17 protein-coding genes are annotated in these 23,833 nt (G+C 76.3%); 4 read left to right on the forward strand and 13 right to left on the reverse strand.

Annotation, left to right across the window (positions count from 1 at the left end):
- Window positions 1-98 precede the first annotated feature (98 nt).
- The 4 genes from ACFY32_RS01640 to ACFY32_RS01655 all read right to left on the reverse strand — a co-directional run bounded on the left by ACFY32_RS01640 (window position 99) and on the right by ACFY32_RS01655 (window position 7,077).
- Entirely contained in the window at window positions 99-4,007 is a 3,909-nt protein-coding gene (locus tag ACFY32_RS01640) for an SAV_2336 N-terminal domain-related protein (RefSeq protein ID WP_390673149.1), read from the reverse strand.
- Window positions 3,997-5,025: an AAA family ATPase gene (locus ACFY32_RS01645; RefSeq protein WP_390673150.1), complete on the reverse strand. Its 1,029-nt coding sequence runs from the start codon at window positions 5,023-5,025 to the stop codon at window positions 3,997-3,999. The genes ACFY32_RS01640 and ACFY32_RS01645 overlap by 11 nt, the downstream gene beginning before the upstream one ends.
- A 61-nt stretch (window positions 5,026-5,086) precedes the next feature.
- A complete protein-coding gene (locus ACFY32_RS01650; RefSeq protein ID WP_390673151.1) occupies window positions 5,087-6,736 on the reverse strand; it encodes a trypsin-like peptidase domain-containing protein in 1,650 nt (549 codons plus the stop codon).
- Complete coding sequence (locus tag ACFY32_RS01655; RefSeq protein ID WP_390673152.1) at window positions 6,733-7,077, reverse strand: CU044_2847 family protein; 345 nt, start codon at window positions 7,075-7,077, stop codon at window positions 6,733-6,735. Before ACFY32_RS01655 ends, ACFY32_RS01650 begins: the two co-directional genes overlap by 4 nt.
- A 222-nt stretch (window positions 7,078-7,299) precedes the next feature.
- On the opposite strand from ACFY32_RS01655, the gene ACFY32_RS01660 reads away from it, so the two are divergent.
- Window positions 7,300-10,923 (forward strand): S8 family serine peptidase, encoded by a 3,624-nt coding sequence (locus ACFY32_RS01660; protein ID WP_390673153.1) that lies wholly within the window; start codon window positions 7,300-7,302, stop codon window positions 10,921-10,923.
- A 55-nt stretch (window positions 10,924-10,978) separates the two neighbouring features.
- Here the strand turns inward: ACFY32_RS01660 and ACFY32_RS01665 are convergent, their stop codons facing one another.
- From ACFY32_RS01665 to ACFY32_RS01675, 3 genes are all read right to left on the reverse strand, one after another.
- Window positions 10,979-12,328, reverse strand: coding sequence for a carboxyl transferase domain-containing protein (locus ACFY32_RS01665; RefSeq protein ID WP_359191419.1), 1,350 nt, complete (start codon window positions 12,326-12,328; stop codon window positions 10,979-10,981).
- On the reverse strand, window positions 12,321-13,769 hold the full coding sequence (locus tag ACFY32_RS01670; protein WP_359191417.1) for an acyl-CoA synthetase: 1,449 nt from the start codon (window positions 13,767-13,769) through the stop codon (window positions 12,321-12,323). The genes ACFY32_RS01665 and ACFY32_RS01670 overlap by 8 nt, the downstream gene beginning before the upstream one ends.
- Before the next feature lie 350 nt (window positions 13,770-14,119).
- Complete coding sequence (locus ACFY32_RS01675) at window positions 14,120-14,566, reverse strand: hypothetical protein (RefSeq protein ID WP_390673154.1); 447 nt, start codon at window positions 14,564-14,566, stop codon at window positions 14,120-14,122.
- Window positions 14,567-14,768: 202 nt separating this feature from the next.
- Between ACFY32_RS01675 and ACFY32_RS01680 the strand changes: the two genes are divergently transcribed.
- A complete protein-coding gene (locus ACFY32_RS01680; protein WP_359191411.1) occupies window positions 14,769-15,641 on the forward strand; it encodes a hypothetical protein in 873 nt (290 codons plus the stop codon).
- Here the strand turns inward: ACFY32_RS01680 and ACFY32_RS01685 are convergent.
- The gene (locus tag ACFY32_RS01685; RefSeq protein WP_359191408.1) at window positions 15,631-16,218 is read right to left on the reverse strand and encodes a hypothetical protein; all 588 of its coding nucleotides are present in this window, start codon (window positions 16,216-16,218) and stop codon (window positions 15,631-15,633) included. The two genes, ACFY32_RS01680 and ACFY32_RS01685, sit on opposite strands and share 11 nt — an antisense overlap.
- Window positions 16,219-16,404: 186 nt before the next feature.
- Between ACFY32_RS01685 and ACFY32_RS01690 the strand changes: the two genes are divergently transcribed.
- Together ACFY32_RS01690 and ACFY32_RS01695 are read left to right on the forward strand one after the other, a co-directional pair.
- Window positions 16,405-17,178 carry an IclR family transcriptional regulator gene (locus ACFY32_RS01690; RefSeq protein WP_359191405.1) on the forward strand — a complete coding sequence of 258 codons (774 nt, stop codon included), beginning with the start codon at window positions 16,405-16,407 and terminating at the stop codon, window positions 17,176-17,178.
- A gap of 71 nt (window positions 17,179-17,249) precedes the next feature.
- Window positions 17,250-18,092, forward strand: a complete 843-nt coding sequence (locus tag ACFY32_RS01695) for an SMP-30/gluconolactonase/LRE family protein (RefSeq protein ID WP_359191402.1) — start codon at window positions 17,250-17,252, stop codon at window positions 18,090-18,092.
- A 2-nt stretch (window positions 18,093-18,094) separates the two neighbouring features.
- Here the strand turns inward: ACFY32_RS01695 and ACFY32_RS01700 are convergent, their stop codons facing one another.
- From ACFY32_RS01700 to ACFY32_RS01720, 5 genes are all read right to left on the reverse strand, one after another.
- The gene (locus ACFY32_RS01700; RefSeq protein ID WP_390673155.1) at window positions 18,095-19,480 is read right to left on the reverse strand and encodes an NAD(P)/FAD-dependent oxidoreductase; all 1,386 of its coding nucleotides are present in this window, start codon (window positions 19,478-19,480) and stop codon (window positions 18,095-18,097) included.
- A 37-nt stretch (window positions 19,481-19,517) separates the two neighbouring features.
- Window positions 19,518-20,705, reverse strand: a complete 1,188-nt coding sequence (locus ACFY32_RS01705) for an MAB_1171c family putative transporter (protein ID WP_390673156.1) — start codon at window positions 20,703-20,705, stop codon at window positions 19,518-19,520.
- Between the two features lie 31 nt (window positions 20,706-20,736).
- Window positions 20,737-21,921 carry an MAB_1171c family putative transporter gene (locus tag ACFY32_RS01710; RefSeq protein ID WP_359191393.1) on the reverse strand — a complete coding sequence of 395 codons (1,185 nt, stop codon included), beginning with the start codon at window positions 21,919-21,921 and terminating at the stop codon, window positions 20,737-20,739.
- Window positions 21,918-22,409 (reverse strand): toxin, encoded by a 492-nt coding sequence (locus ACFY32_RS01715; protein WP_359191390.1) that lies wholly within the window; start codon window positions 22,407-22,409, stop codon window positions 21,918-21,920. Before ACFY32_RS01715 ends, ACFY32_RS01710 begins: the two co-directional genes overlap by 4 nt.
- Before the next feature lie 109 nt (window positions 22,410-22,518).
- On the reverse strand, window positions 22,519-23,727 hold the full coding sequence (locus tag ACFY32_RS01720; RefSeq protein ID WP_359191388.1) for a DUF6545 domain-containing protein: 1,209 nt from the start codon (window positions 23,725-23,727) through the stop codon (window positions 22,519-22,521).
- Between the last annotated feature and the right edge of the window lie 106 nt (window positions 23,728-23,833).

Genomic DNA, 23,833 nt, shown 5'->3' on the forward strand with positions numbered 1-23,833 from the left:
GGCCTCCCTCGCATCGTGCGGGCGGCGGCGGCCGGGCGCCCGCCGGAGGGGGCCGGGCGGGGTGCCGCCGAACGGGCGGTCCGCTTCCCGGGGCGCGGTCAGCGGTTCATGGCCGCGGTCAGCAGCGGCCGCAGATCCGGTACGAGGACGGCGCCCGGGTCGGCGGCTGCCAGCTCCCCGCGGCCGGGCTCGCCGCGCCGGCAGCCGATGAACGGCAGCCCGACGGCGCGGGCGGCGGCCTGCTCGGCGACGGAGGACCCGACCAGCACGCACTCGCCGGCGTCCGCGCCGAGCTGCTCCAGGGCCCGGTGCAGCACGTCCGGGTCGGGCATCAGCCGTCGCAGGTCGGCGGTGCGGCCGTGCACGCCGCCGGGCAGGCACTCCAGCAGCCCGCGGCGCCGCAGATACGTCTCCACCGGGGCCTCCGCCCGGTCGGTGACCACGGCGAGCGGCACCTGCCGGGTGTGCAGCGCCCGGATCAGCCGGTGGGCGAGCGGGGTGGGCCGCGCGGTGCGGGCGGCCCGCTCCTCGTGCCGGTCCAGGCGCAGCCGTACCGCGCCGGCCAGCCGGTGCCCGGCGAACGCGCGGACCAGGTCGAGCGTGGCGGCGTACCCCTCGCCGGGCACGGGGTCCACGCGGGGCAGCGGCGCGGCGCCGGTCAGCGCCTCCCCGGGGTCGCGGTCCTCGGCGAGCAGCCGCATGACGTCCAGCAGCACCTCGCGTTCCGTGCCCGGCCGGTACAGCCGTGCCAGCACGTCGTCGAAGCCGAGCAGCACACAGCGGGAGCGGGCGATCAGATCGGCCGCCGTCCGCTCCCCGGCGGACCGCGCGGGCTGCCCGGCCGGCTCCCCGGCGGGCTCGTCGTCCGGTTCGTCGAGCCCGGTGGCCGGGTCGTACGGCGTGCGGTGGTCGGGCGGCGGCTCGTAGGCCCGCCGCTCCACCTCCTCCACCGGCCCGGCGCGTTCCTCGCGCAGTTCCTGGCCGAGGACGTACAGGTCCGGGTCCCGGCCGCCGGACAGCTCGTACTCCTCGTACACGTCGAGGGCCTCCTCGATACGGCCCTGGCGGCGCAGCGCGATCAGGTACAGCCGGCGCAGGTCCTCCCGGGACGGATGGGCGCGCACCAGCCGGGCGAGGTCGGCGGCGGCCCGCTCGTGGGCGCCCAGCGACAGGTCGGTCTCCGCCCGCTTGCGGTACAGGGCGAGGCGGAGCTGGAGCAGGCGGCCCCGGGCGGTGCGGGCGGCCGAGCCGGGGACGCCGGGCAGCGGCTGGTCGCCGTGCCAGAGCGCCAGGGCCCGGGTGAGGTGCCCGCGGGCGGCCAGGTGGCCGCCGGCGCGGCTCGCCGCGTCCGCCCGGCGCACCAGGTCCTCGCAGTGCACGACGTCGACGTAGTCCGCGCTGGTGTGCAGGGCGAGGCCGTGGGAGAGCGTCGCCAGCGCCCCGGGGCCGAGCACCTCGCGCAGCCCGGCCGCCATCCGGTGCAGCTCGGTCCGGGCGCCGGGCGGTTCCTCGCCCGCGTGCCACAGGCCCCAGCGCAGTTCGTCGAGGGTGACCGTGCGGCCGTGGTTGAACAGCAGCATGGCGAGCATCGCGGCGGTCCGCGGGTCCAGGGCGGCCGGTCCGTCGGGTGTCTCGACCCGCAGCGGGCCCAGGACCCGGTACGTGCGCCGCCGGTACGCCTCGCGGGCCAGGGTCGCCAACTGGGGGTCGAGCAGCAGCTCCAGGCCCCGGGTCTGCGTCCAGTGGGAGCGGGAGCGCAGCAGGTCCAGGGCGTGCCCGTACGGGCCGCGCAGCGCGGGCGGGAGGTGGCGCAGGTGCCGGGAGTCGATGGGCGCGGCCGGGTGCGAGGTGCCCGAGGCCAGCCGGACCAGCGCCTCGCCCAGCGCCCGCAGGTCGTCGGAGCGGCCCGCCGGGCCCGAGGTCCGGCCGGGTTCGAAGAGGGTGAGCTTCACCGTGCCGTCCGGCAGCAGTATCACCCGGGCCATCTCCAGCGCGCCGTGGGTCAGGCCCGCCCCGTGGACGGCCGTGAGCGCGCGGGCCAACTGGGCGCCGACGGACACGGTCAGCGGCGGCGGCAGCCTGTGCCCGGCGGAGGCGGCCAGGGAGTGCAGGGTGATGCCGTCGACGTGTTCCATCACCACGTACGGCACGTCGTCCTCGATGCCGAAGTCGTGCACGGTGACGGTGCCCGGGTGGCCGAGGTCGCGCAGCAGCCCGGCGTCCCGCAGGAACGCCGCCCGCCCGGCGGGGTCGGCGAGGGTGCGGTGCAGCTTCAGGGCGACCGTGCGCCGGGCCCGCACGTCCTCGGCCAGCCAGAGCCGCCCGTTGGCGTCCAGGCGGCGGGCCGGCCGGTAGCGGGTGCCCAGCCCCGGCGGCACGGGGGAGGGGACGCGTTCCGTCACCGACAACTGCCGGGCGCTGCGCGGGCTGATCTCCGCGAACGGCCCGCCGGCCACCGCCGTCTCGCTGCCGTGCCGGGCGGGCACGAACGCCCGGAACTCCCCGGGCGTCCGCCCGGCCCGCTCGTCGATCAGCCCGCCGGTGCGGCGCAGCAGCTCGCTGGTGCGGTCCCGGGCGCTGCGGGGCAGGCCGCGCAGCAGCAGCTCCCGCACGCCGGGCCGGAAGGCGTACGAGCCGGGCGGCCCGGCGGCGCGGGCCAGCATGCCGCTGAGGATCACCTCGGCCAGGTGCGCCGGGCGCGGGTCGGGTTCCACGGCGGCCTGCACCAGCCGCATCACCGGCAGGTCGGGCCGGCCCAGCGCGAGATGCCCGGCCAGCCGGAACGCCTCCGGGGAGGCGGTGGCGCGGAACCGCAGCACCAGCTCCTCGGCGGACAGCGCGGTGAGGTCCGCACGGTCTGCGGTGTCCGGGGAGACCGGCCGGGAGTGCAGCAGGGCCGCCGCGCCCGGATACGGGGTGCCGCCGGGGTCGGCCACCAGGGACGCCCAGTTCGCCAGCCAGTCGGGGCCCGCCTCCAGCACCGGCAGCGGCACGGCACCGCCGTGGCCTGCCGCCGGGGTGCCGGTGTCGTACGGCGTGAAGACGAGGGCGGACGTCGGGGCGGCCGGGTGCGGGGCGGTGAACCTTCCGGGGGCGGCGGGCAGGGCGGTGTCCCGCCACAGGTGCTCGGGGAGCGGCTGGACCAGGGCCAGCGGCATCCGGTGCGCCCACCGGCGCAGGGTGCGGTACCAGCGGCCGCCGGCCGGGCCGGGCCGCCACTGGGCGCCCATGCAGTCGCTGACCAGCAGGGTGACGGTCCGCCCGTCGGCGGGGGCGTGGGCGGCCTCGCCGCGCACCGTGCCGTCGGGGTCCGCGCGGTGCGCGGTGACGGTGCGGAAGACGCCGGACTGGGCCAGCGCGGTGTGCAGTTCCCGGATCAGGGGCCGCCAGACCGGCATCGTCGGGCCGGTGTCGTGCACCAGGCGCAGGCGCAGCCAGCGTTCGCGGGCCGGGCGCAGCACCGGCAGCCACCAGCGGGGGTCCAGGCCGAGGCGGGCGATGCGGTCGGCGGTGGCGCGCTCGTCCAGTTCCCGGCCGACGGGGGAGTCGGCGTGGCGTTTGAGCGGGCGCAGGGCGCGCTGGAGGTCCAGCGGGTGCCGGAGCATCGGGGGCGCCGGGGCGAGGACGGAGGCGTGCGGGCGGGCGGCGGTGGTCTCGGTGGGGTCGGGGGCGGGCAGGTGCAGGGGGGAGCGGTCGGCGGGCCGGGGCGGCGCGGGCGGGGCCGGCGGCGGGGACGGGGCCGGCGGCGCGGGCGGGGCCGGGGCCGGGCCGGGGGGCCCGGCCGGGGGCCCGGAGGCCGGTTCCCCGGGGGCGCGGGGCGGCTCCGGCGCGGGCGGCCGGCCGGGGGGCGCGGGCTCCTGAGGGTCGGACGCCGGGGTCATGTGCCGGGCCAGCCACAGCAGTTCGGCCAGCTCCAGCGGGGTGGGGCGGGTGCCCGAGGCCGCCCGCGCGAGCACGTCGGCCAGGCGGGCGAGGGGCTCGGGGGAGCCGGGCCGGTCAGAAGGCATGGGGTTGCCGGGCCTGGCTCAGATACGGCATCAGCCGCTCCGCCAGTTCGTCGAGGGAGTCGGCGCTCAGCCCGGAGGCGCGGGCCAGGTAGATGGCGTTCAGGAGCTGGTCGGTGGCCAGCTCGCCGCTGCCGGCCCGGGACAGGAACCGGCCGATCAGGTGTTCGGCGTAGGCGTCGGGCTCGCCCAGGTGCGCGCGGACGATGTCGGTGAGGTGCCGGTCGTCGGGCTGCCGGAGGCGCAGGGTGACGCAGCGGCGCAGGAAGGCGGGCGGGAACTCGCGCTCCCCGTTGCTGGTCAGCACCACGAAGGGGAAGGCCCGGCAGCGGACCCGGCCGCGGGCGACCGGCACCCGGCGGTCGGAGCCGTCGATCATCACCTCGGCCCGGCCGTCCGGGGTGTCCCGGGACGCGCGGACCAGTTCGGGGATCTCGTACTGGCCCTCCTCCAGAACGTTCAGCAGGTCGTTGGGGAGGTCGAGGTCGCCCTTGTCGATCTCGTCGATGAGCAGGGCGCGGGGGCGGGCGTAGGGGAGGAGGGCGGTGCCGAGGGGGCCCAGGCGCAGATGGTTCTCGATGCCGTCGGACGCCTGCGCCGGGTTCCCCTGCCCGGTCGCCGCCTGCCGGGCCGCGTACAGCCGGGACAGCGGGTCGTACTGGTAGAGGCCGTCGTGCAGGGTGCTGCGGCTGGTGATGTTCCAGCGCAGGACCGGCCCGAGGCGCAGTTCCCGGGCGACCGCGTAGACCAGCGAGGACTTGCCGGTGCCGGGCGGGCCGGTGACCAGCAGCGGGCGGCGCAGGTACAGCGCCGCGTTGACCAACTGCACGGTCTGCTCGGTGGCCTGGTAGGTCGCGGCGCGGTGGGTGCGGTCGGGGGAGCCGGCCGAGGCGTCGTCGGCGTCGTCCGGCGGGTCCAGCACCGGGTGCCCGTCGAAGGCCCGCCAGGGCGGCGGCGGGGGCAGCTCGGCGATACCGTCGTGCGGCTGGGCCGCACCGGTGTAGACGGGCCACAGGGCCATGGGACTTCACTCCGGGACTCGGGGGCGTACGGCGGCGGCGGGGGCGGGGGCGGCGGCCCGGTCAGCCCACCGGTGAGTGGAGGGCGGCGGGCGGTTCGGGGAAGCAGCGGGGGTCGTCCCACAGGAGCTGCACCTGGTGGGCCCAGTGGCCGGCGGGGTCCTCGTCGGCGTCCGCCGTCTCCCGCAGCTCCCGCACCAGCGACGGCAGTTCGGCGGGCGGCACGCCGACCACGGACTCGGTGAAGCGGTCCAGGAACGCGGTCCCGGAGCAGGGCCCGCCGTGACCGTCCCCCGGGCAGCCGTCGCGCGGCCACACCAGCACCGGCACCGGCACGTTCAGCCCGACCTCGAAGTGCTCCCCGGCCGTCGGCGGCGGGGCGGCGAACCCGGCCAGTTCCACGTCCTCCCGCAGCTTCTTGCGCAGGCTCGGCGGACGCTCCCGGGTGCCGCAGTCCACCCGGTGCGGCGGCGCCCCGGGGCTGCCGTCCAGCTTGCGCCACTTCTTGCGCAACTGGTGGCGCAGCCGCCCGCTGCGGTGCCGGGACCGGTCGGTGACGACCAGCGGATAGGCGCAGCCCAGCGGCGTCGGGTCGTCGGCGCTGCACGGCCAGTGCGCCACCGGTTCGTTCAGCCACTCGCGCGGCAGTACGAAGGTGAGCAGTTCCTCGGCGCCGGGGTCGAGCTGGGTGAACGCCTCGTCGATGCGTTCCTGCACGTACGAGCGGACGGCCGTGCGCGGCAGCCGGCGGGCGCCGACCGGGCGGCGCAGGCCGTCCCGGTAGGCGGAGACCTCGACCGTGACCTGGTCGGCGCCGGCCCCGCTGTGCCCGATCTCCACCACGATGGGCGACCAGGCGGAGGGGGGCGGCGGCGGGTCGTGCAGCAGCGCCTGGAGCCGGTCGGCGAACCGGGCCACGGCCCCCGGGTCGGGCACCTCCCACTGCACGTACGCGGCGGCGGCCCACAGCGACGCGAAGGACCGCTCCGGGCGCGGGTCGAAGGGGTCCATGGCGGCGGCGTACAGCCGGTCGGGGTCGCAGGCGAGACGGGCGTCCTCGGCCTGCCGCACCAGCGCGTACAGGCGGCGCAGGGCGTCCGCGCGGTGGCCGGGCGTGGGCACCAGCTCGCCGAGTCCGGGCCAGTGCCGGGCCATCACCTCGACGGGCAGCATCCGGCCGACGCGGACGTCCCGGGCGCCCGCGACCGCGACGACCATGCCGACGACGGTGCCGTCGCCGAGGGTGACGGCCGCGCCGCTGAACCCGGCGGCGAGGGGCTGCCCGTGCGCGGTGAGCGCCTCCAACTGCACCCACTCGTCGGAGATCAGCGGTCCGGGCAGGGCCCGGTAGGAGGCGAGCATCCCCTCGTCGTAGCCGCGCGGGAAACCGTAGGCGACCAGCTCGGGCGCGGGGGTGCCGCGTTCGGCGCCGGGCGGGGCGAACACGGCCGGGGCGAGGGGGACATCGCGGTCCAGTTCGAGTACGGCCAGGTCGCCGCGGTCGGTGACGCCTTCCCGCCACTCGCCCCGGACGGCCACCGCCGCGGGCAGCGCGCCGAGGTCGCCGCGGCCCGGGAAGGTCACGGTGACCGGCTCGCTGCCGCTGTACCTGACGACGTGGGCGCAGGTCAGCAGCTTGCGCGCGGAGACGAGGAATCCGGCGCCGACCTCCTTGCCGCACGCGATCCTGGCATGCCACGCAGCACCGTTCATGGCCGTCCGGCGTCCTCCCCGTCGGTCGCCGACGGTGACCAGGTGAGTCTCACCACCAGATGCCCTTCCGCCGAACCCTTGGCGATGACCGCCCCGGCCTCCGCGCTCAGCCGCACCCCGAACTCCAGCTCCACGGCGTCCGGCCGCAGCACGCCGGACCGGAAGACCCGCAGCGCGGAGTCGGCCGCCGCGCGGACGCCCTCCAGGGCGTTCTCGAAGGTGCGGGCCGCCTGGGCCGGGCCGTCGCCGCGCGAGACCAGTCTGGCGCCGGTCTCCTCGTCGACGGCCTCGACCACCACCCGGGCGCCGTCCTCGGTCTCGAACTCCACCAGTCCGTCCACGAACCCGCCGCCCCCCGTGTTCCGCTCCCGTGCACCGGGACCTCTTCACGTAACCGGCCCCCATTGTGACGGACCGTGCTCGCCGGTGTCCCGGCCCGGTCCGCCGCCCGGCCGTGTCGCTGGCGGAAACACGCCAGGGCGGCAACCCGCCGCTTCCCGTCAACACCCCTGTGACACAAGGCCCCTGAGACTCTTCGCAGCACTCTACGAAGAGAGGCGTGGATGAGCAGCTCAACTCCCAGACGCTGGACGGCTCTGCTGTCGGCCGGCGTGGTGATCGCCCTGCTGCCGGCCGGACCGGCCCCCGCACAACAGGCGTCCCAGACCCCGGCCGGCACCCCGGCCGCCGCTCCGGCCGCCCGTACCGTCACCCTGGTCACCGGCGACCGGGTGACCGTCACCGACCTCGGCGGCGGGCGGCGGACCGTCGCCGTCGAGCGGCCCGGGGGCGCCACCGGTGCCGTCCGCACCCGGGCGGTGAATGGCCGGATCACTGTGGTCCCCGACGAGGCGCTGCCCTACCTCCGGGCCGGCCGGCTGGACCGGCGGCTGTTCGACGTGGACGGACTGCTGGCCCAGCGGCTCGCCGACGCCGACTCCGGTGAGCTGCCGCTCATCGTCACGTACGACGAGGGGGCGCCGGTCACCACGCCCCGGGGCGCCGAGCGGACCCGGACGCTGCCCAGCGTGCGCGGGGCGGCCGTCGAGGCGGACAAGGGGCGCGGCCTGTGGCGTGAGTTCACCCGGCCGGGCGGCATCGACGGGGTGTGGCTGGACGGGCGGGTGACCGCCGCGATGGCCGAGTCCAACGCCCAGATCGGCACCCCCGAGGCGTGGGACGCCGGGCTGACCGGCAAGGGCGTCACCGTCGCCGTCCTGGACAGCGGGGTCGACGCCGGCCACCCCGACCTGGCCGGGCGGATCGCGCGGTCCCGCAGCTTCATCGAGGGCGAGGAGGTCGCCGACCGCCACGGGCACGGCACGCACGTCACCTCCACGGTCGGCGGCAGCGGCGCCGCCTCCGGCGGCAGGGAGCGGGGCGTGGCGCCGGGCGCGACCCTCGCGGTCGGCAAGGTCCTCAGCGACCAGGGCTCGGGCAGCGAGTCGCAGATCATCGCCGGGATGGAGTGGGCCGCCCGGGAAGTGCGCGCCGACATCGTCTCGATGAGCCTGGGCTCCCCCGAACCGAGCGACGGCACCGACCCGATGGCCCGTGCGGTGGACGCCCTGTCCGCCGAGACCGGCGCCCTCTTCGTGATCGCCGCCGGGAACACCGGCTCGCCCTCCTCCATCGGCTCGCCGGGCGCCGCCGACGCGGCCCTGACCGTCGGCGCCGTCGACTCCGCCGACCGGGCCGCCTGGTTCACCAGCGCCGGACCCCGCCACGGCGACAACGCGCTCAAGCCCGACCTGTCCGCCCCCGGCGTCGGCATCCTCGCCGCCCGCTCCACCCTCACCGAGGGCAGCGGCGCGTACACCGCGATGGACGGTACGTCGATGGCGACGCCGCATGTCGCCGGGGTGGCCGCGCTGCTCGCCGAGGAGCACCCCGACTGGACCGGCGCCCGCCTGAAGGACGCGCTGATGTCCACGTCGAAGCAACTGGACGCCTCCGCCTACGAGCTGGGCGCGGGCCGGGTCAGCGTGCCCGGCGCGATCGGCGCGGAGCTGACCGCCACCGGCAGCGCGGACCTCGGCTTCCACGCCTGGCCCTACGACCAGGACCGGCCCGTCACCCGCACGGTCACCTACGTCAACTCCTCCGACGCGGACACCGAGGTGAAACTGTCCGTGGAGGGCGCCCCCGAGGGCGTCGTCACCCTCGCCGACACCACCCTCACCGTGCCCGCCCACGGCACCGCCGCCACCACCGTCACCGGCGACGCCGGACAGGCACCGGTGGGGCGGACCAGCGGGCGGATCGTGGCCGCCGGCGCCGACGGCACGACCCTCGCGCACACCGCGTTCGGACTGGTCAAGGAGGACGAGCGGTACACCCTCACGGTCCGCGTCAAGGACCGGGACGGCGGCGCCACGCCCGCCGACCTCCTCGTGCAGCGGCTCACCGGGGGCACCGACCCGGTCCCCGCGCACGTCGGCGACTCCGGCACCCTGGAACTGCGCCTGGCGCCGGGGACGTACAGCCTGACCTCGTTCCTCGACGTGCGCGGCGGCCACGGCGCCGACTCGCTCGGCCTCGGCTTCCTCGCCGCGCCCGAGGTGGTCCTGGACCGGGACCGCGAGGTCACCCTCGACGGCCGGAAGCTGCGCGAGATCGCCGCCGACGTGGACCGGCGCACCGAGACCCGCCAGCTCATCATGGAGTACGACCGCTCCGGCGGCGGCAGCGACCTGTTCGACGCCGTGCAGGTCCCGCTCACCTACGACAGCGTCTTCGCCGCCCCGACCGGCAAGGTCACCGAAGGCACCTTCGAGTACCGGACCGTGTGGAGACTGGGCAAGCCGGTGCTTGAGGTCGAGGGCGTCCGGGAGGCCGTCGCGCAGTCGGGCGGCACCCTGGCCGAGGGCCGTACGAGGCTGCCGCTGGCCGACGTCGGCACCGGGCCGTTCACCGGGGTGCGCGGCAAGGCGGTCCTCGCCCGGCTCACCGAGGGCACCGAACCGGCCGCCCTCGCCCGAGCCGCGCAGGACGCGGGCGCGAAGGCGCTGTTCGTCACCGACGACCGCCCCGGCAGGCTGCTGGCGTGGTGGGGCACCGACGACAACGCCGACCGGCCGCTGACCATCGCCACCCTCTCCGCCGCCGACGCGGCCCGGCTGCGCGCGGCCGGCCGGGTCGACATGACCGGCACCCGCGACACCCCGTACACCTACGACCTGTCCGAGGGGCACCCCGGCGCGGTCCCCGACCGGGACCTCACCTACCGGCCCGGCAAGCGCCACCTGGCGGTCCTCGACACGGCGTACCACGCGGACGGGGCGATGGCCGGCGGCGGGTTCCGGTACTCGCTGACCGACACCTTCACCCTCGGCCTCGGCTTCGCGGAGCGGATCGGCTTCCCCGCCGAGCGCACCGAGTACGTCTCCACCGGGCCGGGCCAACTGTGGCACGAGTCCGTCACCACCGCCGACAGCGCGCTGGAGCAGCGCGGCGGGCTGGTCCGCTACACCGGCGGCACCCGCTCCCGCCTGGACTGGTTCAAACCCGTCTGGCACCCCTGGCTGGGCACCGGGCTGGGCTGGGGACAGCAGCGGATGGGCGACCGGATGCGGTTCAACGCGCCCGGCTGGGGCGACTCGGGCCCGGACCACACCGGGTTCGGCGACGTGTACGGCGAGGACAGCGGGCTGCGCCAGAGCACGGCCGTCCACCTGGACGGCGAGCCGGTCGCCTCCTCGGCGGACTCCACCGCGTACGTGGACGGCGCGCCCGCCGGCGCGCACACCTACCGGCTGGTCACCGAGACCGCGCAGGACCCCGCCCGCTGGGCGCTCGGGTCCACGGCCCGCGCCGAGTGGACGTTCCGCTCGGCGGCCACCCCCGGCGACCGCTGGACGTATCTGCCGCTGATCAACCTCTCCTTCGACGTCGACACCGACCTCGCGGGCCGGGTGCGCGGCGGCCGGAAGCTGACGGTCGGGCTCGGCGCCCGGTACGTGGCGGGGGCGCCGGGCACCGGCACCCTCGGCGGCGGGAAGCTCGACGTCTCCTACGACGCCGGGAAGACCTGGAAGCCGGTGCGGCTGACCGGTGCGGGCGCGTCCTGGCGGGGCACGCTCGACGTGCCGCGCGGCGCGGACCACCTCTCGCTGCGGGCCTCGGCGCGGGACGACCGGGGCGGTTCGGTGACCCAGCGGATCATCCGGGCGGTGGCCGTGCGGTAGCGGACGGCGCCGCCTCCCCGGGGCGGGGAGGCGGCGCCGGGTTCCTCCGGCCTGCTCACCGGACGGTTCCGGGGAACACCTGGTCCCCCGTCCGGACCACGCCCAGCTCCGCCAGGTCCTGCGGGCGGAGCCGGAGCTGGTCCGCCGTCTCCTCGGCCCGGTCCGGCGGGCGCTTGAGGATCGCGGCGGCCGCCTCGGGCGCGATGACGGAGAAGTAACTGTCCGGCGTGGCCCAGGTGTTGCCGGGCGCCGCCAGGGCCAGCGCGCCGCCCGAGCCGCCCTCGCCGATCACCAGCGAGGTGACCGGCGTGCGGGCCGAGGCGACGGCGGCGAACACGTCGGCGATCGCGGCGCCCGCGCCCTGCCGTTCCGCCTCGGCGCCGTTGGCCGCGCCCGGGGTGTCGATCAGCGTCAGCACCGGGATGCCCAGCCGGTCCGCCAGCCCGATCAGCCGGGCGGCGGTGCGGTACCCGGCGGGCCGGGTGGCCGTCCCGGTCTGCGCGGCGTACGCCACCGTCCGCCCCGCGTGCGTGCCGAACCCGCACAGCATCCCCTCGGGATCGGTGCCGCCGCAGCGGTCGCCGCTGATCGAGGCGCGCTCGGTGAAGTAGGCGTCGAGGTAGGCGCGGGCGCGCGGACGCCGGGGGTCGCGGGCCCGCCGGACCGCCTCCCGGCCGCTGGCCGGCAGGTCCAGGGCGCCGAGCGGCTCCGGCACCGGCGCCGGGGTGTCCGACGGGTCGGTCAGCAGCTTCAGCCAGCGGCCCAGCGTCCGGCGCAGCTCGCCGGGCGGCACGACGGCGTCCGCCGACCCGGCCGCGACCTGCGCCTCGGCCGTGTACGCCGCCGGGTCGGCGTCCGGCGGCCGGACCCGGGACCCGGCGAAGCCGACCTGGGCGCCGGGCAGCGCGAGGACCACGTCGGCGCCCGCGCCGAGCGTCGCCCAGCCGCCGCCGGTGGTCGGGTCGCGCAGCACGGCGATCGCCGGCAGCCCGGCCGCCCGGGTGAGCGCCGACTGCCGGGCCACCCGCTGGAGCTGGGTCAGCGCGAGCATCCCCTCCTGCATCCGGCTGCCGCCGGTCGCGACCAGCGGCACCACCGGCAGGCGGTGGGCGCGGGCGTGCGCGTACGCCGCCTCCAGCCTGTCGCCGGTGGCCTGGCCGAGCGAGCCGCCGAGGAAGCCGAACTCGAAGGCGAGCAGCACGGCCGGGGTGCCCTCGACGCGGCCGGTGCCGCAGACCACGGACTCGGACTCGCCGGTGCGCTCGGCGGCGCGGGCCCGGGAGGCGTCGTAGCCCCGCCAGCCCAGCGGGCCGTCGGGCCCGTACTCCCGTGACGGGTGGGCGAGTTCGGTGAAGTCGTCGGTGAGCAGGGCGAGGAACCGGCGGGCGGCGAGCCGCTCAGCCATGGGTGAGCGCCCGCTTGAGGATCTTCCCCATGTCGTTGCGGGGCAGCGCCTCGACGTGCCGGACCACGCGGGGCCGCTTGTGCGGGGCGAGCCGGGCGGCGACATGACCGGCCAGCTCCTCCAGTCCGGGCGGGGCCTGCGGGTCGGCGGGCACGACCCAGGCGACGATCCGCTCCCCGAGGTCGGCGTCCGGCTCCCCGGTGACGGCGGCCTCCCGGACGCCCGGGTGCTCCAGCAGCGCGTTCTCGATCTCCCCGGCGCCGATCTTGTACCCGCCGCTCTTGATCAGGTCGGTGGCCTTGCGGCCGACGATCCGGACATAGCCGTCGGGGTCGCGGACCGCCATGTCGCCGGTGCGGAAGAAACCGTCCGGGGTGAAGGCGCCGGCGGTGGCGTCCGGGCGGTTGAGGTACTCGGTGAACAGGTTCGGGCCGCGCACCTGGATCTCGCCGACCGTCTCCCCGTCGTACGCGGTGATCTCCGTCCCGTCCTCCTCCACCAGGCGCAGTTCCACGCCCGGCAGCGGCACGCCGACCGTGCCCGCGCGGGCCTCGCCGTCGGCGCGGACACTGGTGTTCATCAGCGTCTCCGTCATGCCGTACCGCTCGATCACCCGGCGGCCGGTCGCGGCGGCGATCCGCTCGTGGTCGTGCACGGGCAGCGCGGCGGACCCGGAGACCAGCAGCCGGGCCCCGGCGAGCGCCTTCGCCAGCCCGGGGTCGGCGGGCAGGGCCTCGGCGACCCGGTGGTACATCGTGGGCACGCCGAACAGCATGGTGGCGCCGCCGGTCAGCTCCCGGGCCACGCCCTCGGTGGAGAACCGGCCGAGGTGCCGTACCGAGCCGCCGCGCCGCAGCGGGCCGAGGGTGCCCAGGACCAGGCCGTGCACGTGGAACAGCGGCAGCCCGTGCACCAGCACGTCGTCGCCGGTCCACCGCCAGGCGTCGGCGAGGGCGTCCAGCGTGGTGGCGACCGCCCGGCGGGGGATGACCGCGCCCTTGGGCGGGCCGGTGGTGCCGGAGGTGTAGACGATCAGCGCGGGGTCGCCGTCCTCGGCGGACCGCTCGGGGACCGGGCCCCGGGCGGTGACGTCGACGTCGGCGCGGGGCAGGCCGGACAGCGCGGCGGGGAGGTCCGCGTCCGGGGCGGCGAGCAGCAGCGCCGGGGCGCTGTCGGTGAGGATGTGCCCCAGTTCCTTCTCGCCGGACTTCGGGTTGAGCGGCACGGCGGGCACCCCGGCCAGCAGCGCGGCGACCACCGCGACGGCCGTCTCCAGGGTGGGCGTCGCCCAGACGGCCACCCGGGCGCCGCCGCCCGGCAGGGTCCCGGCCGTGGCGCCGGCCGCGGCGGCGAGTTCCGCGTAGGTCAGGGAGCGCTCGCCGAACCGGAGGGCGGGCCGGCCGTCCGGGGAGCCGGTCAGGGCCGGGAAGAGAGAGGACACGGGTGGTACTCCTTGGTTCTCGCGGGCTGCTGAGCGGACGGACCGCTCCCGTCCGGCGCCGCCGACGGCGGACCGGAACGGCCCGGCGGCTGAGCCACTCGGGGTGCGGATCGGCCCGTCGGCCAGCGTGGACCCGCCGGCCGCGCCCGTCAATGAACGCCACCGGCGCCTCCCGGGTGCCCTGGAGGCCCGGGAGGCGCCGGAGACGGTGACTCGCCGGACCGGCCGCCGGGCGCCGCACCGAGGACGACCGGCTCACTCACGCGGCGGTGACGGCGGCGGCCCGCCGGCGCAGTTCACGCGTTACATCGCCCGGCGGATCGCCGAGAGCCTTACGGAGTGCGGTGCGGTCACGTCCAGACGGTGGAGATCCACTGGAGGGGGCCGCAGTCGCTGTGATTCGTGGTGCCCTTGCAGACGGTGACGTAGACGTTGGTGTTCAAGGCGATTCCCCAGCTCGCGAACTGGTGGTGCACCGACGCCGTGCCCGTGCCGCACTGGCTGCCTGCCTTGGCGTACGCGAGCGGACTGAGGTCGTAGGCCACCGCGAACCACGTGGAGTAGCACTCGCTACCGGTGTTGGTCAGCCGGCCGTCGAAGACGACGTCCCACCGGTCCTCCTTCGTGTTGACCGCGTAGTCCCAGGTGCCCGCGGTGGAGGCCGTGCCGTACGAGGCCGACCACGGCTGGGCGGCGGCGGGCGCCGCGGTGGCCGTTCCCTGGGAGAACAGGAGCGCCAGGCAGGCGAGGAGCCCGGCGACGAGCGCGCCGGAGGTACGTAAGCGGAAACGCGGCATGATGGTGGGGTCTCCTTCCGGAACCGCCCCGGCGTACGGGTCTGGTCCCCGTGCCGCGCCGAGGCACGGCAAGCCTAGGAGCGCTCCCATCCGTTCCGCACGTGCCGCGTGGTGCACGGTTGGACACCCGTGGCGAGTGGCCGGGCGACGGGGGTTGTTACCCTGCGCGGCGATCAGACGTCCGTACGAACAGGGAGTCCACGTGCCGCGAATAGCCCTTGTCACCTGCCGGCCGGGGGAGCGGGTCGCCGAGGACCGGGATCTGCCGGTGCTGGTGCGGGCGTTGGGGGAGGCGGGGGCCGAGGCGAGCGCCGTGGCGTGGGACGACCCCGGGGTGGACTGGGCCGGGTTCGACCTGGCCTTGATCCGGTCGACCTGGGACTACAGTTGGCGGGTCGGGGAGTTCACGGCGTGGGCCGAGCGGTGCGGTAAGGCGACGCGGTTGCTCAATCCGGCCGGGGTCGTGCGGTGGAACGCGGACAAGCGGTACCTCGGCGACCTGGCGGAGGCCGGGGTCCCGGTCGTGCCGACCCGGTATGCGGCGCCCGGTGAGGTGGCCGACCTGCCCGAGGACCACGAGTACGTGATCAAGCCGGCGTCGGGGGCCGGGGCCCGGTTCGCCGCCCGGTACGCGCCCGGCGAGCGGGACCGGGCGCGGCGGCACGTGGAGCGGATGCACGCCGAGGGGTTCACGGCGATGGTGCAGCCGTACCTGCGTGCCGTCGATACCGCCGGGGAGCGGGCGGTGCAGTACTTCGGGGGACGACTGCTGCACGCCAGTCGCAAGGGGGCCGTGCTCGCCCCCGGGACGGCGTACGACGAGCGCAAGGTCGCGCATCCGGGGCTGGAGCCGTGGACGCCGACGCGTGCGGAACTCGCCGTCGCCGAGCGGGCGTTGGCGGCGGTGCCGGCGCGGGCGGGGGAGCTGCTCTACGCGCGGGTGGACCTCGTGGACGGGGAGGACGGGCGGCCCCGGGTGATGGAGCTGGAACTGGTCGAGCCGAACCTCTTCCTTTTCCTGCATCCCGGGTCGCTGCCCGAGGTGGTCGCGGCGGTGCTGGCGGCTAGCCGCTGACGGCGGTGCGTTGCAGCAGGCCCCAGGTGAACTCGGCGACCGCCTTGCGGGGGACGCCCTCGGGGTCCGGGGCCGTGAAGGCCAGGGCCCAGCGGGTGGGGGCCGAGCCCTGGAGCGGGCGGGCGGGGGCGAAGGCGCGGGCCGCCTCGTCGACCGTGCAGGACCACGGCGTGAGGTCGGCCAGGGTGCGCGGGGCGGCGGCCGGGGCGCCGGGGGCGCGGACCAGCCACTCGTTCCAGACGGCGCCGCCCGGTGCGAGCAGGACCTCGAAGCGCAGCTCCGGCCAGAGCGGCACGGGCCAGCGGCGGGCCTCGCACTCCAGGTCGCCGACGCGGCGCGGCACGACCGACTCCGGCTCGCCCAGGACCGAGCGGTAGCGGGCGGCGGCCGAGCGGGCGCGCGGCGAGCGGAGCATGGCCTGCCAGCGCTTGTTGGCCTCCCGCATCCCGGCCACCGAGGCGCCCAGGCGGCGGCGGGCGTCGTCCACCAGGTCCGCGTTGTGGTCGGCCATGCGGCGCAGCAGGACCAGTTGGAAGTCGAGGGGCGTGAAGGGGCCGGAGGCTGGCATGGGTCCCATCCTCGCGCACCGGGGCGCCGCCGGCGGCCTGGTGCCGGCCGGAACGGAAGTGCGGCGGGGGCGGCCCGCCCATTGCCCCGGTAAACACGCTATGGCTAGCCTGTGTTCGTCATACCGATCGCCTGTTGATATCTCGAACATCTCGACGCGCAGGCGCCTCAGACGCAGGAGAGGAGCGGGCCGGACATGGGACGCCTCGTACCAGCCGTGACCAGGGCTCTCGACATACTCGAACTGTTCCTGGACGGGGACGGCACACTGTCTGCCCCCGACATCGTCCGCAAGCTGCAACTGCCGCGCACCACCGTGCACGAGCTGGTCACCACGCTCGCCGCCCGCAAGTACATCGTCCCGGTCTCCGGCCAGCCCGGACGCTACCGCCTCGGTGTCCGCCCGTACCAGCTCGGCGCCCGCTACGCCGAGCACCTGGACCTCGCCGCCGAGGGGCAGCAGGTCGCCCGGAGCGTCGCCGAGACCTGTGACGAGACGGTGCACGTGGCGATCCTGGAGGACACCGACGTCATCTACATCGCCAAGGTCGACTCCACGCACGCGGTCCGCATGGTCTCGGCGGCCGGGCGCCGGCTGCCCGCCCACTGCACCTCGGTCGGCAAGATGCTGCTGGCCTCGCTGCCCGAGCGGGAACTGGCCGAGCGGCTGCCGGACAACGCCGAGCTGGTCGCGATGACCCCGAACAGCATCACCGAACCGGCCGCGCTGCGCGCCGCGCTCGCGGAGATCAGGGAGCGGGGCATCGCGGTGGAGCGCCGCGAGTCCAACCCGGACGTGAGCTGCGTGGCCGCCCCGGTCCGCGACCGCACCGGGCGGGTCGTCGCCGCGCTCTCCATCTCGGTGCCGATGATCCGCTGGAGCGAGGAGCGCCGCACCGAGCTGGCGGAACTGGCCGCCAAGGGCGCGGCCGACCTGTCCGAGCGCCTCGGCCACCGTAGCGTGGCATGACGGCCGGCCGGGGCGGCGTGGAAGACGACCGGGGCAGGCCAGACGACCATGACAGGAGAGGCGAGCGAGGCATGACGTACGACGTGGCGGTGCGGGCCGAGGCGGCCCTCGGTGAGGGGCCGACCTGGGACACCGGGGCCGGGCGGCTGATCTGGGTGGACATCCTGAACTGCCGGGTGCACACCTACGACCCGGCGACCGGGCGGCGCACGGTGCGTACCACCGGGCAGCACGTGGGGGCCGCCAAGCCCCGGACCGGCGGCGGGCTCGTCCTCAACCTGCGCGACGGCATCGGCCTGCTGGACGCGGACGGCACCCTGCGGATGGCGCACCGCGACCCCGTCCCCGGCCGCCGCGGCAACGACGCCGCCGTGGCACCGGACGGCAGCCTCTGGGCCGGGACCATGCGGTACGACGAGGCGCCGGGCGGCGGCACGCTCTCCCGGGTCACCGGCGACGGCACGGTGACCACCGTCCTGGCCGACGTGGCGGTCAGCAACGGCACCGGGTGGAGCCCCGACGGGCGGCTGATGTACTACGTCGACTCGCCGACCCGCCGCGTCGACGTCTTCGACCACCGGGACGGCCGGGTGACGGGCCGCCGGCCGCTGGCGGTGATCGAGGACGGCGCCGGGCTCCCCGACGGCCTCACCGTAGACGCCGACGGCTGCGTCTGGGTGGCCCTCTGGGACGGCGCGGCGATCCGCCGCTACACCCCGGACGGCAAGCTGGACCGGGTGATCGGCCTGCCGGTGCCGCGGGTGACGGCGTGCGCGTTCGGCGGCCCGGACCTGACCGACCTGTACGTCACCACCGCCCGCGTCGGCCTGGACGCCCCGCACCCGCTCGCCGGGTCGCTGCTGGTGGTCCCGGGAGCGGGCAAGGGCCTGCCGCAGCCCGCCTTCGCGGGCTGAGTTCAGCGCCCCACGCGGTCCAGGACGCGCAGCACCTCCCGTTCGGCGGCGGTCAGCGGCGGCCCCGCCAGCGGGGGCAGCGCGGGCCCGGCGAGGGTGGCGAGCAGGGTGTCGGGGCGCAGCAGCCGGGCCGGGCCGGTGCGCATGGCGGTGACCTCCCACAGGGCGGCGGCGGCGGGGTACGACCCGGTCGCCGCCCTGGTCAGCCGGCGGGTGTACGCGGCGACCAGGTGGTCGGCGGCGTTCGGGCTGCCGCCCCGCGTCCCCGGATACCGCACGTCCTGGCTGACGGCCGTCGCCCAGGCCGCCTCCACCGACCGGGCGACCGCCCGCTGCGCCCGCCGGGCCAGTCCGGGCGCCCCCGCCCCCAGCCGCCGTACCGTGCGGGCGAGGTCCAGGGCGCCGAGCGCGGCCACCGACATGCCCTGCCCGTAGGCGGGGTTGAAGGTGGCCAGCGCGTCGCCGAGGACCACGAACCCCTCGGGCCACTGGCGGGCCTTCTCCACGTACCGCCGGACGTTGGCGGTGCTGTGGCTGACGTGGACGTCGGTGAGCGGTTCCGCGCCGGAGATCAGCCGGCCCACGATCGGGTCGGGCAGGTCGAGCGTGTACTTCAGGAACCCCTCCGGGTCGGCGGGCGGCTCCGCGCCCCGGGTGCCGGCCAGGCTGACCATCCAGTGGCCGTCCTCGATCGGCAGCACCATGCCGCTGCGGCCGGGCCGCCCGGCGTACGGGTCGGCCTGCACCATGGTCAGCGGAAACCTTTCCGCGCCGACCGGTGTGCGGTACACGCGGGTGGCGTTGACCAGCCCCGAGTCCACGGTCCGCTCCCGGACGCCGGTGATGCCGAGGGCGCCCAGCCAGTGCGGCAGCCGCGAGCCGCGTCCGCTGGCGTCCACCACCAGGCCGGCGTCGAGCACCCCGTCGGCGAGCCGCACACCCGTCACCCGCCGCGCGCTCCCGGCGAGTCCCGCCGCGTCGGCCCTGCGGATCGTGACGCCGGGGACGGCGAGGACGGCCCGGCGCACCGCCCAGTCCAGCAGCGCCCGGCTGCACGTGACCATCCGGGGCCCGTCGTGCCGCCAGCGCCGGAACCAGCCCTCGGAGCTCAGCGCCACGATCCCCGAGCCGGGGGACATCTCCCGCGCCCCGGCCGCCAGCAGGTGCGCGCGCATGTCCACGCCCGGTATCAGGCCGTCCATGGCGGCCAGCCCGCCGGCCATCAGCAGATGGGCGTGCCGGCCCTGCGGCACGCCCCGGCGGTGCTCCGGACCGTCGGGCAGGTCGTCGCGCTCCAGCACGACCACCTCGTCGACGGCGGGGGACAGGGCCGCCGCGGCCAGCAGACCGGCCAGGCCGGCACCGATGACGACAGCTCTACGCGACATGGGTCTCCTCAGGTAACGGCCATCGCCGGAACCGGGTTCAGCCATGGTTCCAGCCGTGGGCGGCCCTCACCGTACCTTCACATATGGCGTCGGGGTCGGCCGACCGGGCCAGCGCCTGGGCGAGTTCGACCAGCCCGCCGGTGCCGGAGACCTCCGTGGCGTGCAGCCGGTAGCTGCTCGGGGTGTCCAGCGGTGCCTGGCAGGCGGCGGCCCGGCGGGCGGCGTCGGTGAGCATCACGGCCTCCGCGACGAGCCGGGCCTGGTGCGCGCCGCGGCCCGCGCGCAGCGCCGCCTCCCGGGCCCGTTCGCGCACCCGGTCGTCGAAGTAGGGGGCGAGGGCCAGCAGGGCGTCGTGGATGGACACCTCCCGCCAGCGCAGCTTCTCCAGCGGCAGGTGCCACCAGGACACGGGCGGTTTCGGCGCGGTCGACACGAACCGCAGCAGCGCCCACAGCGGTGCCAGTTTCCGGTAGTCGCCCAGGCCCCGCCAGTGCGCGAGGACGGCGGGCAGCAGCCGGGGCAGCACGAACCCGGCGGAGCAGATCAGCGCGCCCAGCGAGGCCATCGGCGGGGCCACGGACGTGGATAAGAAGTCCAGGTCGTGCCCCGCCCAGCGGGCGGCGACCGCCGTGTACTTGGCGGCCTGGAAGCCCACCAGGTCCAGCAGCCCGCCGGCCAGGATCAGCCGCAGCCCGGCCCGCAGCAGCCCGGTCACCTCGCGCGCCCACTTGACGCACATCACGCACATCACCAGCATGGCGGCGCTGTGCCCGGCCAGATAGAGCAGGATCATCTCCCGCAGGAACGGCGTGCCGGCGTAGTAGGTGTCGAGGTCGGTGAGCCGCTCGGTGTCCGCGTCGGCCAGCGCGAACAGCACGATCAGCGCGACCACCAGCAGCGTGTACGCGGCGATCGCCCGCAGCACCAGGCGCCGCACCCGCTTCCGGGGCCCGCCCCGCCAGTTGATCAGCAGCACGATCAGCGAGCAACTGTAGGCGGACAGCATCCCGTAGGTCAGCGGGGCGCCGAAGTTGGGGACGCCGGTGAGGTCGTTGACGGCGGCCAGCGTCAGCGGCGCGGAGCAGACGAAGACGAGGGAGCCGAGGACGATCGCCACGCAGGTGGAGACGGTCAGCGGGTCGCGGACGGCGGTGACCGGCCGGCGCAGCAGCACCACGCAGGACAGGCCGAACACCACGGCCGCCAGGTACACCACGAGACTCATCCCCGCCCCCTCCGCACACACGCCGCGCCCGTCATACGGACCCCGTGGGGGCCGCGGCCCCCCGCTCCCGTACGGCGGCGAGGTCCGCCGGCCCGGCCAGGACGTCGGCCACCCGCACCAACGCCGCCGGCCCCGGCACCCGGGGTCCCGGCCCCGGTACCCGCGATTCCGCCCGGTCCACCGGATTCACCGGCGCGGTGTCCTGGCGGACGGCGTCGGTGATGACGGCCGCCCAGGCGACGGCCTCGGCGTGCCGGGGGTCGCCGGTGTCGTGCAGCACGCTGCGGTGGACGCGGTCGTACAGGGCGGGATCGAGGCGGCCGGCGAGGTGGCTGAGGGCGTTGTGGATGCTGGTCTGGCGCCACATCAGCCGGGTCGCCGGGGAGGCGAGCCGGGGGCGGGGCAGCCGCAGGGCGCGGCGGGTGAGGACGTCGTCCAGGACCCGTTCCAGCGGAGCGAGCCGCAGATAGGTCCGCCGGGCCAGGTGCCACTGCCCGAGCCGGGGTCCGGCCAGCGGGATGAGCACGCCGGTGACCGTGACCAGGGCGCCCAGCCCGGCCGCGCCCGGGGAGACGCCGGTGACCAGCACCGACCAGTCCCGGCCCGTCCAGCGGGCGATCACGGCGGTGAGCCGGGCGACGCTGTACCCGGCGCTGCACAGGGTGCCCAGGCCCAGGACGGCCAGGCCGATCCGGAGCGGGCCGCGCACCTGCCGGGCCCAGCGCAGCGAGGTCACCGCGGTCACCGAGGCGGCGGTGAGGTGCCCGGCCAGGTAGAGCACGATCATCTCGCGCATGGCGGGCGTACCGGCGTAGTACATGTCGAAGTCGGTGCGGCGCTCCACCGGCGCCTCGCCCAGGGCGAACGCCGTGGCGATGCCGACCAGGACGCAGGCGTAGCCGAGAATCCAGCACCGGGCCACCCGGTGCACCGCCGGGCCGCCCCGCCAGTACACGATCAGCACCTGGGAGGCGGCGCTGTAGGCGGTGATGGAGGCGTACGTCAGCGGTGCCGCGAGGTTGGGGGTGCCGCCGAGCCGGTTGACGGCGCCGACCGTGGGCGGGGCGCCGAGGAAGAAGCAGAGCCCGGCCAGGCCCAGGACCGCGCAGATCGCCCGCAGATAGGGGTCCCGGCGGTGGCGGATCAGGTCGGGGGCCCGCACCGCCAGGCCGAGCCAGAGCAGGGCGCAGCTCGGATAGTTCACCAGGCCGTTCATCCGCGTCTCCCGCGGTAGTTGAGGGCGGCGCCGATGCGGTCGGCCAGGGCCTGGGCGTCACCGCCGGCGGGGCCGGTGTGCTCGTCGGCCTCCAGCCAGGTGCGCAGCCTGCGGCCCATCAGCATGCCGAAGCGGTCCGCCTCCTGCTCCTCGGCGAGGCTGAAGTCGGTGCGGGCCGCGGCCGGCCGGGGGGCGCCCGGGGCGGGCGGGCCGTCGGCGGCGCGGCGGCTCATGTGCCAGACCTCGTGGCACAGGATCACGATCTGGTGCCAGACGGCGGCCCGCCGGTCGACCACGATGACGTCGTGCTGCTCGCCCTCCAGCCACAGCCCGCTGGCGGTGTGCGGCGGGAAGGTCTCGCGGCGCACCACGATCTCCCGGCCCCGCCACGCGGTGACCGACGCGACCAGCGCCTCGAACAGCACCTCGGGGTCGGCGGGCACCGGCACCCGGATGGGGCCGACCAGCGCGTCGGCGAGGCGCCGCATCTGCCTGCTCCTGCGTACCAATTCCGCTTACCCCCTGCCGGACCCGAGCTCGCGCCCTCTCCCGTGCAATATGCCAAGACAGGTGGCCGCTCGGCCAGTTGGCCCGTGATCACTCGGTGATCCGGACGGCGTCCGGACGGAAGCCCGCGCGGCCGCGCACCGCCCGGAGGTCGTCCGGCCGGCGCAGGGCCCGGGAGACGGCGCCGATCTCCCGCAGCAGTTCGGTGGTGTCGGGCTCGGCCGAGCCGGTGCCGCTCCCGGTCCGGCCCGCCTCGACCGCGTCCAGCACGGCCACCGCGGCGGCCAGCGCCCGCGCCCGCTCCGGCGGGTGGCCGAGGCTGAGGGCGGCGGTGTGGGCGCGGCGGCGCAGGTCCTCGTCGAGGCCGCGGGCGAGCGGCAGCAGGGTGTCGCGGATGAACGTCTCGCGGCGGGTCAGCCGCATCTCGGGCCCGGCCCGCAGCACGAACCGCACGCGGTCGCCGCCGACCGAGCGCATCAGCGCGTACAGCGGCCGCAGTTCGCGGTGGGCGAGCCGCAGCCGCCGGCGTTCGCGCAGGTACTGCCCGGTGTGCGGCAGGATGAAGCCGACCGCGATCAGCACCGCGGAGCCGCAGGCCGCGGCCGGTGCCACATCGGTGTTGAGCCGGTCCAGGTCGTGCCCGGCCCAGCGGGCCCCGACCGCGGTGAGCTTGGCGGCGTCGAAGACCAGGTTCATCGCGTAGCCCGCGCCCAGGGACTTCAGTCCCCAGCGCAGCCAGGCGTCGAGGCCGTCGGTGCAGATCCAGTTGTGGATCAGCCGGGAGGTGATCAGCGCCGCCGTGGTGTGCGCCAGCAGGTAGAGCAGGATCATCTCGCGCAGGTACGGCGTGGTGGCGTAGTACGTGTCCAGGTCCCGCAGCCGTTCCACGGGCGCGTCGGCGAGGGCGAACAGCACCCACAGGGCGACGATCACCCCCGAGTAGGCCGAGACGACCCAGCGGGTGGCCCGGCGGGTGGCGGCCGACCGGTCGGACAGCCCGCCCCGCCAGGCGATGATCAGCAGCAGGCAGGAGGCGCAGAACGCGGTCAGCAGCGAGTACACCCAGGGCGCCGAGATGTTCGGCACGCCGGTGAGCCGGTTGACGCGGGCGATGGTCGAGGGCGCGACGAAGACGAACACCGCGCAGGCGAGGAGCAGCAGTCCGCCGACCGCGCGGAGCATCGGATCGGCGCGGAAGCGGATGATCGTGGGCAGTTTGATCGCCAGCGCGGCGGCCAGGACGGTGGCCGGGACCCACCAGAAGTCCGTGTAGAACTCGCTGAGGACCGCGATGTCCATCGCCTCCCCCTCCTCACCGCCGGTCGGCGGCGTTCCGAGGGTACGCGTCCGGCGATGTTCACGTCATCGTGTCCAACCCATTGACGCGCGGGCCGTACGACTTTAC

Source organism: Streptomyces sp. NPDC000134 (assembly GCF_042899225.1).
In the GTDB taxonomy this organism is placed as follows: Bacteria; Actinomycetota; Actinomycetes; order Streptomycetales; family Streptomycetaceae; genus Streptomyces.